This is a genomic window from Larkinella terrae (genome assembly GCF_009668025.1).
Lineage (GTDB): Bacteria > Bacteroidota > Bacteroidia > Cytophagales > Spirosomataceae > Larkinella > Larkinella terrae.
Genome location: NZ_WJXZ01000004.1, coordinates 128,329 through 142,419 on the forward strand (window position 1 = coordinate 128,329; position 14,091 = coordinate 142,419).

15 protein-coding genes are annotated in these 14,091 nt (G+C 51.0%); 9 read left to right on the forward strand and 6 right to left on the reverse strand.

Translation table 11 applies throughout. The annotated features are described in order from the left end of the window. Nucleotides 1-25 precede the first annotated feature (25 nt). The 8 genes from GJJ30_RS07580 to GJJ30_RS07615 all read left to right on the forward strand — a co-directional run bounded on the left by GJJ30_RS07580 (nucleotide 26) and on the right by GJJ30_RS07615 (nucleotide 9,044). On the forward strand, nucleotides 26-1,012 hold the full coding sequence (locus GJJ30_RS07580) for a beta-ketoacyl-ACP synthase III (RefSeq protein WP_154174552.1): 987 nt from the start codon (nucleotides 26-28) through the stop codon (nucleotides 1,010-1,012). A gap of 95 nt (nucleotides 1,013-1,107) precedes the next feature. Beyond that, nucleotides 1,108-1,671 carry an elongation factor P gene (efp, locus tag GJJ30_RS07585; RefSeq protein WP_154174553.1) on the forward strand — a complete coding sequence of 188 codons (564 nt, stop codon included), beginning with the start codon at nucleotides 1,108-1,110 and terminating at the stop codon, nucleotides 1,669-1,671. A gap of 95 nt (nucleotides 1,672-1,766) precedes the next feature. Beyond that, nucleotides 1,767-2,243, forward strand: coding sequence for an acetyl-CoA carboxylase biotin carboxyl carrier protein (gene accB / locus GJJ30_RS07590; protein WP_154174554.1), 477 nt, complete (start codon nucleotides 1,767-1,769; stop codon nucleotides 2,241-2,243). 86 nt (nucleotides 2,244-2,329) lie between these two features. After that, nucleotides 2,330-3,673 (forward strand): acetyl-CoA carboxylase biotin carboxylase subunit, encoded by a 1,344-nt coding sequence (gene accC, locus GJJ30_RS07595; RefSeq protein ID WP_154174555.1) that lies wholly within the window; start codon nucleotides 2,330-2,332, stop codon nucleotides 3,671-3,673. 332 nt (nucleotides 3,674-4,005) lie between these two features. Continuing rightward, nucleotides 4,006-5,406, forward strand: coding sequence for a chloride channel protein (locus tag GJJ30_RS07600; protein ID WP_154174556.1), 1,401 nt, complete (start codon nucleotides 4,006-4,008; stop codon nucleotides 5,404-5,406). Nucleotides 5,407-5,494: 88 nt separating this feature from the next. Further along, on the forward strand, nucleotides 5,495-6,886 hold the full coding sequence (locus tag GJJ30_RS07605; protein ID WP_154174557.1) for a DUF389 domain-containing protein: 1,392 nt from the start codon (nucleotides 5,495-5,497) through the stop codon (nucleotides 6,884-6,886). Between the two features lie 281 nt (nucleotides 6,887-7,167). Beyond that, nucleotides 7,168-8,508 carry a xylose isomerase gene (gene xylA / locus GJJ30_RS07610; RefSeq protein WP_154174558.1) on the forward strand — a complete coding sequence of 447 codons (1,341 nt, stop codon included), beginning with the start codon at nucleotides 7,168-7,170 and terminating at the stop codon, nucleotides 8,506-8,508. Between the two features lie 77 nt (nucleotides 8,509-8,585). Further along, nucleotides 8,586-9,044 (forward strand): nuclear transport factor 2 family protein, encoded by a 459-nt coding sequence (locus GJJ30_RS07615; protein ID WP_154174559.1) that lies wholly within the window; start codon nucleotides 8,586-8,588, stop codon nucleotides 9,042-9,044. 15 nt (nucleotides 9,045-9,059) lie between these two features. On the opposite strand, the gene GJJ30_RS07620 is transcribed toward GJJ30_RS07615, so the two are convergent. The 6 genes from GJJ30_RS07620 to GJJ30_RS07645 all read right to left on the reverse strand — a co-directional run bounded on the left by GJJ30_RS07620 (nucleotide 9,060) and on the right by GJJ30_RS07645 (nucleotide 13,445). Further along, on the reverse strand, nucleotides 9,060-9,437 hold the full coding sequence (locus GJJ30_RS07620; protein WP_154174560.1) for a DUF5618 family protein: 378 nt from the start codon (nucleotides 9,435-9,437) through the stop codon (nucleotides 9,060-9,062). 73 nt (nucleotides 9,438-9,510) lie between these two features. Continuing rightward, the gene (locus GJJ30_RS07625) at nucleotides 9,511-10,329 is read right to left on the reverse strand and encodes an enoyl-CoA hydratase-related protein (RefSeq protein ID WP_154174561.1); all 819 of its coding nucleotides are present in this window, start codon (nucleotides 10,327-10,329) and stop codon (nucleotides 9,511-9,513) included. A 196-nt stretch (nucleotides 10,330-10,525) separates the two neighbouring features. Next, on the reverse strand, nucleotides 10,526-11,503 hold the full coding sequence (locus GJJ30_RS07630) for a radical SAM protein (RefSeq protein WP_154174562.1): 978 nt from the start codon (nucleotides 11,501-11,503) through the stop codon (nucleotides 10,526-10,528). A 4-nt stretch (nucleotides 11,504-11,507) separates the two neighbouring features. Then, nucleotides 11,508-11,765, reverse strand: a complete 258-nt coding sequence (locus GJJ30_RS07635) for a DUF2442 domain-containing protein (RefSeq protein WP_154174563.1) — start codon at nucleotides 11,763-11,765, stop codon at nucleotides 11,508-11,510. A 50-nt stretch (nucleotides 11,766-11,815) separates the two neighbouring features. Continuing rightward, entirely contained in the window at nucleotides 11,816-12,658 is an 843-nt protein-coding gene (gene accD, locus GJJ30_RS07640; RefSeq protein ID WP_154174564.1) for an acetyl-CoA carboxylase, carboxyltransferase subunit beta, read from the reverse strand. An 88-nt stretch (nucleotides 12,659-12,746) separates the two neighbouring features. Continuing rightward, on the reverse strand, nucleotides 12,747-13,445 hold the full coding sequence (locus GJJ30_RS07645) for a DNA alkylation repair protein (RefSeq protein ID WP_154174565.1): 699 nt from the start codon (nucleotides 13,443-13,445) through the stop codon (nucleotides 12,747-12,749). 77 nt (nucleotides 13,446-13,522) lie between these two features. On the opposite strand from GJJ30_RS07645, the gene GJJ30_RS07650 reads away from it, so the two are divergent. After that, nucleotides 13,523-14,083 (forward strand): NADPH-dependent FMN reductase, encoded by a 561-nt coding sequence (locus GJJ30_RS07650; RefSeq protein ID WP_154174566.1) that lies wholly within the window; start codon nucleotides 13,523-13,525, stop codon nucleotides 14,081-14,083. The last annotated feature ends 8 nt before the right edge of the window (nucleotides 14,084-14,091 follow it).

The window sequence follows — 14,091 nt, forward strand, 5'->3', positions numbered from 1 at the left end:
TATAAAATCGATTGCACCCCCGAGTATGAACAGTAAAGCGGCAATTACAGGCGTATACGGATATGTACCCGATTACATCCTGACCAACGCGGAGTTGGAAAAAATGGTGGATACCAGTGACGAATGGATCACCAGCCGCACCGGTATTAAGGAAAGACATATTCTGAAAGGTGAAGGCCTGGGCACGTCGCACATGGCCGCCAGGGCGGTGGAAGGTTTGCTGACCAAAACCGGTACGGCACCGGCGGAGGTTGAATTACTGATCTGCGCAACGACCACGCCCGATTACGTTTTTCCGTCGACGGCCAATCTGATTTGTGACATGACCGGCATTCGGGCCGTCGGCAGTTTCGATATTCAGGCCGCCTGTTCGGGATTTTTGTACGCGTTAACAATTGGTTCTCAGTTTATTGAGACCGGAAAATATAAAAAAGTAGTCGTAGTCGGTGCCGATAAGATGTCGGCCATCGTCGACTACACCGACCGCACCACCTGCGTGTTGTTCGGCGACGGTGCCGGGGCGGTTTTACTGGAACCGGCTACCGACGAAAACGGTATCATCGACTCCATCATTCGCTCCGACGGTTCGGGGCAAAATCATTTGGTTCAGAAAGCCGGCGGCAGCCGCTACCCACCCACCCACGAGACAATCGATAAACGCTGGCATTACGTCTACCAGGACGGCCCGTCGGTGTTTAAATTTGCGGTCAAGAACATGGCCGACGTTTCCGCCGAAATTATGGAGCGCAACCACCTGACCGGCAACGACGTTGCCTGGCTGGTGCCTCATCAGGCCAACAAACGGATCATCGAAGCCACCGCCAATCGCATGGGCCTCGGCATGGACCGGGTCATGCTGAATATCCATAAATACGGCAACACCACCGCAGCAACCATTCCGCTCTGCCTGTTCGACTACGAATCGCAGTTGAAAAAAGGCGACAACCTGGTTCTGGCCGCTTTTGGGGGCGGTTTTACCTGGGGAGCGATTTATCTAAAATGGGCGTATTAAATTCTTAATGAATAATGAACAATTAATAATGAATGGCGAAAGCCTGGTTTTCATTGTTCATTGTGCATTATTCATTGTTCATTAAACTAAAAAACATGGCAACGACCGCAGACATTCGGAACGGACTCGTTATTAATTTCAATCACGATCTGTTTCAAATTGTTGAATTTCAACACGTTAAGCCCGGAAAAGGGGGCGCTTTCGTCCGCACGAAACTAAGAAGCCTGACATCGGGCAAAGTTCTCGATAACACCTTCAACGCCGGAGTTACAATTTATCCGGTTCGGGTAGAACGTCGCAAGTTCCAGTACCTTTACAAAGATGAAGCCGGGTACAACTTCATGGATAACGAAACGTTCGACCAGATCAACCTGACGGACAAAATCGTGGAAGCGGCTGATTTGATGAAAGAAGGGCAAGAAGTTGAAATTCTGATCAACGCCGAAACAGATACACCCCTGACCTGCGAAATGCCGCCGTTCGTGGAGCTGGAAGTGACCTACGCCGAGCCGGGCATCCGGGGCGATACGGCCAACAGCCCCAAGAAGAAAGTGGAAGTGGAAACCGGTGCCACCATCATGGTGCCGCTATTCATCGAACAAGGCGACAAAATTCGGGTCGATACCCGCACGTACGATTACGTTGAACGAGTAAAATAAGGTTTTCAGAATGATGAATTAGGGATGATGAACGATGAATGAAAGGGTTAACGCATCCATCGTTCATCATTCATAACCCATCATTAAAAAAAGAGATGGACACGAAAGACATTCAGAATCTTATTGATTTCATCGCACAGTCGGGACTGGATGAGGTCAGTATCGAGACCAATGAACTGAAACTGAACGTAAAACGCTACGGACAGACTCCGGTTTCTGCGGCTCAGCCCGTTGCGCAACCAGCCGTTCAGGCGGCTTTACCAGCGGCCCAGGCAGCGGTTTCCGCCCCAGCGGCTGCGCCAGCACCGGCACCCAAAGCCGACACTTCCAATTACCTCACCATCAAATCGCCGATGATCGGAACGTTCTATCGTTCGGCGGGTCCGGATGCCGACTCGTTTGTGGAAATCGGCGACGAAGTGAAGCCGGGTAAAACCGTCTGCATCATCGAAGCGATGAAACTCTTCAATGAGATTGAATCGGAGGTAGCGGGCCGGATTGTTAAAGTCCTGGTCGAAAACGCCACGCCCGTCGAATACGATCAGCCGTTATTCCTCGTCGAACCTGTTTAATGGTGGTTGAGTGATTGAGTAAATTAGTGATTAGATCGAAGATCACATTTTTGTTCACTCAATTGCTCAATCGCTCATTCAAAAATATGTTTAAGAAAATACTCATCGCCAATCGGGGCGAAATTGCGCTGCGGATCATCCGTACGTGCCGCGAGATGGGCATCAAGACGGTAGCGGTTTATTCGACTGCCGACCGCGATAGCCTGCATGTGCGGTTTGCCGACGAGGCCGTTTGTATCGGTCCTCCGCCGAGCCGCCAGTCTTACCTGAATATTCCCAGTATTATTTCGGCCGCTGAAGTAACCAGTGCCGACGCCATTCACCCTGGCTACGGTTTTCTGTCCGAAAACGCGGAATTTTCGCAAATCTGCGCCGATTACGGCATCAAGTTTATTGGTGCTACCGCCGAGCAGATCAACGCGATGGGCGACAAAGCCACCGCCAAAGCCACGATGCGGGCCGCCGGTGTTCCGGTTATTCCGGGCTCGGAAGGACTGCTCGAATCCGTAGAAGAAGGCAAGCGGCTGGCTACTGACATTGGTTATCCGGTGATTATCAAGGCAACCGCCGGTGGCGGTGGCCGGGGTATGCGGATTATCAAAAGCGAGCTGGAGTTTGAAAAAGCCTGGCTCGACGCCAAGATGGAATCCGGGGCGGCTTTTGGCAACGACGGTTTGTACCTGGAAAAATACGTGGAAGAACCGCGCCACATCGAGATCCAGATTGTGGGCGATCAATACGGCAAAGTCTGCCACCTGTCGGAGCGCGATTGCTCCATTCAGCGTCGGCACCAGAAGCTGGTGGAAGAAACACCGTCGCCGGTTGTCAGCTCCGAACTCCGGGAACGGATGGGTGAAGCGGCAATCAAAGGGGCGTCGGCCATCGGGTACGAAGGGGCCGGAACCGTCGAGTTTCTGGTTGATAAACACGGTGACTTCTACTTCATGGAAATGAATACCCGGATTCAGGTGGAGCACCCGATCACGGAGGAAGTGACTGATTTTGATCTGATTAAAGAGCAAATTAAAGTAGCGGCCGGAACGCCGATTTCGGGTAAAAACTATACGCCGAAAATCTACGCGATGGAATGCCGCATCAACGCGGAAGACCCCGCCAACGGTTTTCGCCCCTCGCCGGGAAAAATTACGAACCTGCACTTCCCGGGCGGCCACGGCATCCGGATCGACAGCCACGTTTACAGCGGCTATACCATTCCGCCGAATTATGACTCAATGATTGCCAAGCTGATCGTGTCAGGGCAGTCGCGCGAGGAAGTGATTACGCGGATGAAGCGGGCGTTACAGGAAGTGGTGATTGAAGGCATCAAAACCACGATTCCGTTCCATATTAAGCTGATGGATGATCCTAAATTCCAGTCGGGCGCGTTTACCACGGCGTTTCTGGAAGGCTTTGATTTCAGTACACTTTAGGTTATATTATTCTTTCTTCAAGTAGTGAAAAACCGCTACCAGAATCCTGCGTTCTGGTAGCGGTTTTTTTGTATGCCCTCGGCTGGAAAAAATCAGAAATTATCGGCGTGTGTCAGTGCAAAAATTAACTTTAGCTCGGCAAAGCAGCGTATCGGAGAGAATCTGCGGAACAAATCAGGTGTTAACACCTCCTTAGAAATGGCTTAGCGTCCACAGAATGCGAAGCCTGTCAGGTGGCTGCAAAACTTAAAATTCACTTAGAATTCACAGTATTATCAACCAGATGCCGAATCTACCCGTTACAGGTATATAACCATTGCATTTTGTGACCGATGGCCGAGAGACCTTCCCGATACGCCCAAGTGCTGGCCTGGTTGGACCGACATGTGATCAGGCGGTTTTATACCGAGCGGGTCCGCCGGATCATTCTCCAAAGTTTACCTTTCTGGGTAGCTTCCTTACTAACCGGGCTGGTTGCAGTGGGTTACGAAGAACTTTTTGTGTGGGCGGAACAAATCAGTTTCACCTGGATTCGGGCCCAACCCCTGCTGGTGTTTATCCTGACCCCAACGGCTTTTGTCGTTGCCTGGTGGCTCGTTGTGAAACTGGCGCCTGCCGCCCGGGGAAGTGGCATTCCCCAGGTTATGGCGGGCATTGAATTGTCCAATCCAGCCACGTATAGCCGGATTGCCTATCTGCTGAGCATGCGGGTTGCGATTGTCAAGATCCTGAGTAGTATCGTCCTGCTGAGCGGTGGCGGAGTAATTGGCCGGGAAGGGCCGACTATCCAGATTTCGGCGGCCATTTTTCGGGCAATTAACCGGCTGCAACCGGCCGGCTGGCCGCAACTGTCGCGTCAAATCGCCCTCGTGACCGGCGGGGCGGCCGGTTTGGCCGCTGCGTTTAACACGCCCCTGGGTGGAATTGTGTTTGTGGTTGAAGAACTTACCCAAACCCATATTACCCGTTTTCGAACTGCCGTTTTCACCGCCGTGATCATTGCCGGAATAACGGCCAAGGCCCTTTTGGGACCGTATTTGTACCTGGGTTTCCCCAAAGTCACGGCTTCGACCGGCTGGTTTTTAGGCGTTATTGCCCTGGTAGCGATACTCTGTGGTTTTGCGGGTGCTTTTTTTGCCAAAGCTTTACTGTGGGTCAACGCGTACCGCCGACGATTTCGCACCCCGGCTGCGCAGGCGGGATGGGTATTCGGTTGTGGATTCCTATTAGGTGGTCTGACTTTTCTGATCGGAACCGACGCGGTCGGAACGGGCAAACCCATTATCAACCGACTCTTATTCCAGAATGATCACCTGACTCCCTGGTATTTGTTTCCGGGGCGGTTTGCCGGTATGGCCCTTAGTTACAGCAGCGGGGCCGCGGGCGGTATTTTTGCTACTTCCCTCAGCGCCGGTGCCATTCTCGGCGATGGTCTTTCCCGACTAATGAATGTGGTCCCGGCCAATACCAATCTGCTCATTCTGGTCAGTATGGTTAGCTTTCTGACGGGCGTGGTTCGTTCACCGTTCACGGCCGCCATTCTGGTTCTTGAAATGACTGACCGGCATTCGGCCATTTTCCAGTTGCTGTTGGGGGGGCTGATGGCGCAGGGTGCGGCTTCGCTGGTTGATCCGGTTTCTTTCTATGAACAGTTAAAAACCGGATTTGTCCACGAAACGCTGGCGCAGGCCGTTTCCAGTGAACCATCGTCAACGTCAGAAAGTACGGATTGATCCATTAAGTTTATCCAGACAATGAATCACGGCCGGTTCCAGTCGATTCATTGATTTTTACACAGACCGCAATTTGTAGAAAAATAGGATGGTTAACGACCCTAATCTGCCTCGCTCCAAACGCCCCGACCTGTTGGCCCGCTTCGGCTCGTTTCTGCGGGAGCGGTTTAGCCTGGAGGAAGACAAAGACGACGAAGAATCGATCATTCAGTACATTAGCCGTGGTATTGAGTTCCGGGGAATCAATTCATGGACGCTGATCTTTGCCATCTTTATTGCCTCCATCGGTCTGAATATCAATTCTCCGGCCGTTATTACCGGTGCTTTCCTCATTTCACCGTTGATGGGGCCTATTATGGGCATTGGTATGGGAGTAGGCATCAACGATTTGGCAATGATTATAAGATCATTGAAAAACCTGAGCATCGCCGTGGTCATTAGTCTATTGACTTCAACACTATACTTCTTTTTGAGTCCGCTGCACTTGGCCCAATCCGAATTACTGGCCCGCACATCGCCAACGGTTTGGGACGCGTTGGTAGCTTTTTTTGGGGGGCTCGCCGGAATTGTGGCCAGCTCAAGGCGTGAGAAAGTAACGAATGTCATTCCGGGAGTGGCCATTGCCACCGCACTCATGCCGCCCCTCTGCACGGCAGGTTACGGTATCGCCACTGCGAATCCTTATTATTTTGCCGGGGCCTTTTACCTCTTTCTGATCAATGGCATCTGCATCAGCCTGGCAACTTTCCTGATTGTCCGGTTCTTAGGCTATCATCAGAAACAGTATCCAACCCCGGAGATCGAACGGCGCATTCGGCAAACGATCTGGTTATCCGTCCTGATTGTGGTCATTCCTAGCACTTATCTTGGGTATCAGATTGTCCGCAAAACCATCTTCGAGGAGTCCGCCAGACGGTTTGTTGCCAACGAATGTAATTTCCAGTACCGTCAGGTTATCAATTACAGCGCCCATTTTAACCGAAAACATAGTTCCGTTGAACTCACGCTGGTCGGTGAACCATTCCCAAAAGATTCCATTACTTTTCTCCGGGCAAAAATGCCTGCTTATGGTCTGGGCGATGCATCGCTTGTTGTTAAGCAAGGTAGTTTTAAGGATACCGAAATTGATGTGGATGCTCTCAAGAATTCGTTAACCGATCAGGTTATCAAATACAGCCAGTCGTCTATCGCTCGCAAAGACCACACCATCGACTCGTTGCGCCGGTATATCGATCTAACCCAATCGACACACGTACCGGTAGCGGATCTGCGCAATGAACTGAAGACCCTGATGCCCGATGTACAAACCTTTACCGCTTCCCGTTCGCTGGTGATAAATACCAATAAAGCGACGCCGGATACTGTTATGCTGGTTTATGCGACGTTCTCCCGCAGGCATACAAAGTCTGAGCGGCAGCGCATTGAAAAATGGCTCCAAAGTCGCACAAAAAGCAAACGAATTAAACTGCTTATTGAGTAAGGGTTCCGGAAATCAATAGCGCCAAAAACCCATGCAGCCTTTTCCTGCGAAACAATCCGGCTTTTGTTTTTCCGCCAACTGAGACAGAACAGTGCCTAATGAATCACCTGCGGCACTGCTTATCTTCTATCCTTCAGATTTTATCATCTCGACACGGCCAAAAGCAAGGTAAGAAATGGAGAGAATAGAGGATATTTTCGTGAATAATTCCTTTTATGGCTTGGTATCTTCTTATCAGAAGCAGACTTTTGAAGAATTATTCGTTTCAATCCCAACTTACCATGTCAAAACTGAAACTCACGCTGGGCGACAAAACGTATTTCCCCTTCGTAACCAGCCCCATTCCGTATGAAGGCCGCGAATCGGATAATCCGCTGGCGTTTAAATGGTACGATCAAAACCGCACGATTCTGGGCAAACCGATGAACGAACTGTTCCGGTTTGCGGTCGCTTACTGGCACACCTTCTGTGGCACCGGCGCCGATCCCTTCGGCCCGGGTGTCAAGCTGTTTCCCTGGAGCACCAATGCTGATCCGCTGGGAGCGGCTTTCGACAAAATGGATGCGGCTTTTGAGTTCATTACCAAAATGGGCATGGAATACTACTGTTTCCACGACACCGATGTAGCGCCCGAAGGCAGTTCCAACGCCGAATTTGAAAGCAATTTCCGCAAGATTGTCGATTACGCGAAGCAGAAGCAACAGGCGAGTGGGGTTCAGCTCTTGTGGGGCACGGCCAATCTGTTTTCGCACGCCCGGTACATGAACGGCGCTTCGACCAACCCCGATTTCCACGTTCTGGCCCACGGCGGCTGGCAGGTGAAAAATGCCATCGATGCCACGATTGAGCTGGGCGGTTCGGGCTACACTTTCTGGGGCGGTCGCGAAGGCTACATGTCGCTGCTGAATACCAACATGAAACGGGAGCAGGAACACCTGGGCCGGTTTTTGACGATGGCCCGCGACTACGCCCGGAAGCAGGGTTTCAAAGGTGCGTTCTACATTGAGCCAAAACCGATGGAACCGAGCAAGCACCAGTACGATTTCGATGCCGCTACCGTCGTTGGTTTCCTGAATAAATTTGGTTTGCAGGACGATTTTGAGTTGAACGTCGAAACCAACCATGCAACGCTCGCCAACCACACCTTCGCCCACGAATTGCAGGTAGCCGCCGACAACAACATGCTCGGCAGCATCGACGCCAACCGGGGTGATTACCAGAACGGCTGGGATACCGACCAGTTCCCGATGGACTTGTACGAACTGACGGAAGCCATGCTGGTGATTCTGGAAGCGGGCGGTTTGAAATCGGGCGGGGTCAACTTCGACGCTAAAACCCGCCGGAATTCGACGGATCTCGAAGACATTTTCATCGCGCACATCGGCGGGATGGATGCGTTTGCGCGGGCGGCCATCGTGGCCGAAGCCATTCTGAACAAGTCACAATACAGGAAGCTGCGTGCGGATCGGTATGCGAGTTACGACAGTGGAGAAGGCGCCCGCTTCGAAAAAGGCGAACTGACGCTGGAAGATCTGCGCGAATACGCTCTGGCTAATGGCGAACCGAAGCAACTCAGCGGCAAACAGGAGTTGTACGAAATGATTCTGAATCAGTATATTTAGGTTGGAAATTTGCCCTGTCAGCGGCCGAACGCCCTGACAGGGTAACCCCACGTTCAGTTCTTTACCTTCGTCAACCCATGAAAAAAACGTTCTTCCTTCTCTTCAGTTTGCTTTCGGTTTCCGCTTTTGCCCAGTCAAATGATGAAAAAGCTGTTCGGGCCGCCATTACGCAGATGTTCGACGGAATGCGCAAAGCCGATACGACGCTTTTCAAAGCGGTTTTTGCGCCGGGTGCCTCTCTGCAGAGTGTTGCCAAAAACAAAGAAAATGTAGTCAGCGTGCGGAATGAGTCGATTCCTAATTTTATTACGTCCGTTGGCAAGCGAAAACCGGGTGAGCTCGACGAACGACTTTCGGCTTATGATGTAAAGATCGACGCGGAACTCGCCATTGCCTGGACGCCGTACGTTTTTTACTTCAACGGTCAGAAAAGCCACTGTGGCGTCAACGTCTTTACGCTGGTGAAGCTAAACAACGGCTGGAAAATTCAATCGATCATCGATACCCGGCGGAAGGAAGGGTGCCCGGATTTGTAGATTGATTATTCCTGACTAAGCTCTGCCTATACGTTGTTCGACCCAATTAATAATGTTTTCGGCGTTTTCTAAACCAGCAGTGGCTACTTTTGCATTCAGGTTTCCGTCATAACCTAAAGCCAGATGAAGCGTGTCGTACGCCGATACAAACGAATTCAGAATATTTTTATCCAGCCGCGCTAATCGGGCTTTATACCAGGTTGCATCTTTGCGGCCTTTCGTCTTTTCTTCCAATAAACTATCCAGCGCCACTAAAATACCGTTGTAAACCGTATTGCCCGCCATTCTGACGTATTTACGATCCTGATAATACCCATTTTCTTTCAGCCCTTTTTCACGCAAAATCTGGCGGGCATTGTCTAAATAGCGTTTTGCCTCCTGCACGGTATTCATTTCTGGTAAATCTGGTGTGTCAAAACACTAAAATAACAAATGAAATTTTAGTGTACAATCACATACGTATTTTTCACTCTCCTCTCCACGTCGGTTTCCGCTTCTCCAGAAAAGCCGCCGTGCCTTCTTTGGCGTCGGCGGTTTGCTGAATTTGCTGAAATTGGTCGTGTAAAAACGCCTGTTGCTGATGCTGAGGAATACTTTTTAGTTGCTGATAAGCCCGTAACCCAAACTGCATCGCCGTTGGTGAATACTGCTTCAATTCATCGACCAGTTTTTGGACGGTTTCGTCCAATTGATCAATTGGAACGAGTTCCGTCACCAGTCCGACATTTTTCGCTTCGCTGGCTGACAGCGTTCGGGCGCGGAGACACAAATCCAAAACCGTTCGGGCGGGCATGATTTCGAGCAAAACCGCCATCACCTGAAATGGAAACAACCCGCGTTTTACTTCCGGCAAACTGAATGGAACCGTATCAGCAGCCACTACGTGCGTACAACCGCCAATCAACAAAAAGCCGCCCGCATAAACCGCTCCCTGAACCTTCGCCAGACACGGTTTATGAAGTCCGGCAAGTAATTCCCCCAGTCGCACGGGGCCGGAGGGCGGGGGCACGGTTTGTTCCGTTTGCTCATCCGAAGCCAGGCTCTTCAAATCCATCCCAGCGCAGAAAACATCGCCTGCTGCCGCCAGCACCACCATCCAGACATCCTGTTCGTAATGCGCAAACGCCAGCGCAAACGCCAGTTCGTTCAGCAGCGCCGGATTCAGGGCGTTCTTTTTTTCGGGCCGGTTTAAGGTCAGCGTCAGCACGTGATCATCCAGGTTCGTTAGCAAATACCGAAACGAATGCGTTGAAAAACCGGCGGTTTGCTGAGGAGTGTAAAGCATGGCATCGGGTGCGAATTAGTGCGGGTTGTAATACTACAAAATTACGGTGCGCGGGCAGATTTATACCAGCAAAGTAATTAAGCGATGAATAATCCAGTCAGCGGTCGCAGACCCTGACTGCGGTGGATTTGATAGTATTTTCAGCAATTTGGACGGAAATTTCACCGCAGTCAGGGTCTGCGACCGCTGACTGGGTTTAGAATAACTGCTTCCAGGTGCCTTTCATCCGGTTGTATTTCAGCGTGCTGGGCAGGGCTTTCCACCAGTACCGGTTCATCTCGACGGCGAAGGAAGGCTGCATGTAACAGTTGATGGCGCAACCTTCGCAACCCGGCAGTCGCCCTTCCAGCGCCACCAGTTTTTGCACTTCGTCAGAACGATACAGGTCGTAAAGCTGGCCTTCGATCGGGAAATCCTTAAGGCCAAGGTGGTAACAGGGGAGTACCAGTTTATTTTCGGGGGAAATCACCAGCGTCGTACTTCCGGCCAGACAAACCGGGTCCGCAACGTGGTTACCGCCGTCGCGCCGGAGTTGAATAAATGCGTCGTTGATATAGACATTTTTCTGTTTGCCCCACCACGTCATTTCCTGGAGCGATTTTTCCGAAAAACCGCCCCCGGTTTCTACTTCGTTGTATTCAAAAACCGGGTTCAGGATTAACACCAGATTATTTGGCAGGCAAATCTCTTCGTACATCTGCCTGATCTGGTGGACATTGTGTTCAAAAACCGTAAACAGAATATCCGGGCGTTCGCCCAATTGTTTGGCAATGGCGATGGATTCCATCACCTTATCGAAACACTTGACGCCCCGCGATTTGTCGTGTTCTTCGGCAATGGGGGAATCCAGTGAGAAGTGCAGCATGTCGATTAAACCGTGCAGCTTCTCGGCATTTTTGGGGTACAATAAACCGTTGGTGGTTACGGTGGTAATCAGCCCCCGGTTTTTCGCTTCGCGGAGGAGTTCGTCCAACTGGCGGTGGAGCAACGGCTCACCGCCCGTAAAATCGATGACTCGGACGCCCAGCCGCTTCAGATCCCGCAGATTATCCGCCACATTTTCGGGCGTTACATAGGGCGAAGGCCGCTCCCAGATATCGCAAAAACTACAGGTCGCATTGCAGCGATACGTAATGTAATAATTGCAGAGAACGGGATGAGAGACCAGGCGCATGTGCTTATGGTTTTCGGGGAGGGTTATAAAGCAGCATTCCTTCCGCGGACAAATCTTCGTCAATTTCCTCCCAATGCACGCCATAGCCACCAACAACTAAACGCCAATTCTGGCGTTGACTATCGCTGGCTTTGTTGAGTTTGGGAAACCAGCTAAGTGGACTACCGATCGTTTTTCCATCGGTCAGGTCGAAATAGACCTTTTCAGTATCAAACCAGACGGAAGTTACTTTCAAGCTCTTTAACAATGTTGCGGTGTCCATACTTGCTTCAATTAAAGTAGCTCCTCCACTTCGCAATAAACAACGGAGGGCTACTGCAACATTTTAAACAGTCCCGTCAGCTTTTCTTTCAAATCTTTCCGATCGACGATGAAGTCCAGAAAACCGTGTTCGAGCACAAATTCGGCGCTTTGAAAACCTTCGGGCAGGTTTTTTCCGATGGTTTCACGGATAACGCGCGGACCGGCAAAACCGATCAGCGTACCCGGTTCGGCGATGTTGAAATCACCCAGCATCGCGAACGAGGCCGTTACACCGCCGGTGGTTGGATCAGTCAGCAGCGAAACGTACGGAATTTTCTCTTTCGACAAGAGCGCCAGCTTGGCCGAGGTTTTGGCCATTTGCATCAGCGAATAACCGGCTTCCATCATCCGCGCACCACCCGATTTTGAAATCATCAGAAACGGCGTCCGGGTTTTGATCGAATGATCGATGGCCCGCGCAATTTTTTCGCCCACAACCGATCCCATCGAACCACCGATGAAATTAAAATCCATACAGGCCACCGTGATATCCAGTTCGTTGATCTTCCCGTAGGCCGACCGAACGGCATCTTTCAGGTGCGTTTTGTTGATCGTCGCTTTCACGCGCTCCGGATACGGTTTGGTATCGACAAACTTCAGCGGGTCCGCGGAGGTCATATTGGCATCCAGTTCGGTAAACACACCGTCGTCGAACAGGATGGAGAAATACGCATCTGAACCGATGCGCTCGTGGTAGTTGCAGTGTACGCAGGTATAGGCATTGAGTTTGTGCTCCCGCGTATGCATTATTTTCTTGCAGTTCGGGCATTGGTACCACAAGCCGTCCGGCGCTTCGCGCTTCTCTTCGGTTGGCGTAATGATACCTTTTTCTTTACGGATAAACCACGACATAGGGTGTCAGTCTCCAGTTAACAGTTCGCAATCAATCGTTTGCTTTGTAAAGCAGGGGGCAAAGATAGTAAGAAAACAGCAGGCGTGGTTATAGATCGAGGTAGTACTTTCGCCGTGCGGGCTCAAACCGCTCGATCGCATACCGCAAAGCCGTCCGCGGCAACCGCCCCGCCTGGTCGTGCAGGAACTCTTCGAGCGCGTCCGGATTTTTCTTGCCTACTTCCCGCAGCATCCAGCCGACCGCTTTGTGAATCAGGTCGTGCCGATGGCTTAGCAACAGTTCCGCGATTTGAAAAGTGTCCTGAAATTGATTTTTCCGAATAAAAGCCAGCGTCGACACCATCGCGATCCGCTGCGACCACAGGTGGTTTTCCTGCGCCAGCTCATACAAAATGCCTCGGTCTTTGTTGAGAAAATAAGTGCCGACGATTCCCGGGCAGCTCGTATCCACCAGATCCCAGTTGTTGACGTACGTCTTATTTCGCAGATAATAGTCAAAAATGAGCCTGCGGTTTTCTTCGTCCGGTCGTTTGGCCTGGTTTGTCCAGATGATCAGGGCCGTCAGCCGGCATTCGTGAAACGGGTCGTGCAGGAGCTTTTCAGTTTCATCGGGGGATAACAACCGGTATTTCTGGGCGATGATGCGTTGCTGCGGAACCGACAACCCCAGAAACTCGTCGCCTTCGCCGTATTGCCCCGGCCCGGTTTTGAAAAACCGTTTGAAAAAGACCGCTTTTTCGGGATTTCCCAGGGCCAGCAGCTCGTTTTTAACGTCCTGATGCGTCATTGGTTTCCTGAACTAAAAGAAGAATGAGTTGTTATTGCAGCAACCGTGTGTATCTTCGGTCGAACGAAAATAAGGGTATGAATCCAAATCCTACCGATCCGGTCAGCGAAAATCCAATTATTATCATTGTCGGAACCAACCGGAAAAACTCCATGTCGCGTCATATTGCGGATTATTACCACACTATTCTGCAACGGCTTGGTACACAGAGTCAAATTCTGGACATCAGCGGTTTGCCCCCCGATTTTATGACGACGGCTTTGTACGAAAATACGGGAAAAAACCCTGAATTCAACCGGTATAAGGAAGTAGTCGAACGGGCGAAGAAAATGGTGTTTATCGTTCCGGAGTACAACAATTCGTACCCCGGCGTGCTGAAAGCGTTTATTGATGGCATGAGCTATCCGAGCGGTTTGTCCAACAAGAAAGTCGCGTTGGTGGGCATTTCTGCCAATCACCAGGGTGGGGCGCTGGCCCTCAGCCACTTAAATGATATTTTCAGCTATCTCGGAACCAATACGCTGGCGTTGCGCGTGAAACTGGCGCAAATCCGGAATTACTGGAAGGACGGCGCTTTGCACAACGATCTCTACAATCTGCTCCTGCAGCAACAGGCTGAACAGCTCATCGCGTTTTAAAACCGGCG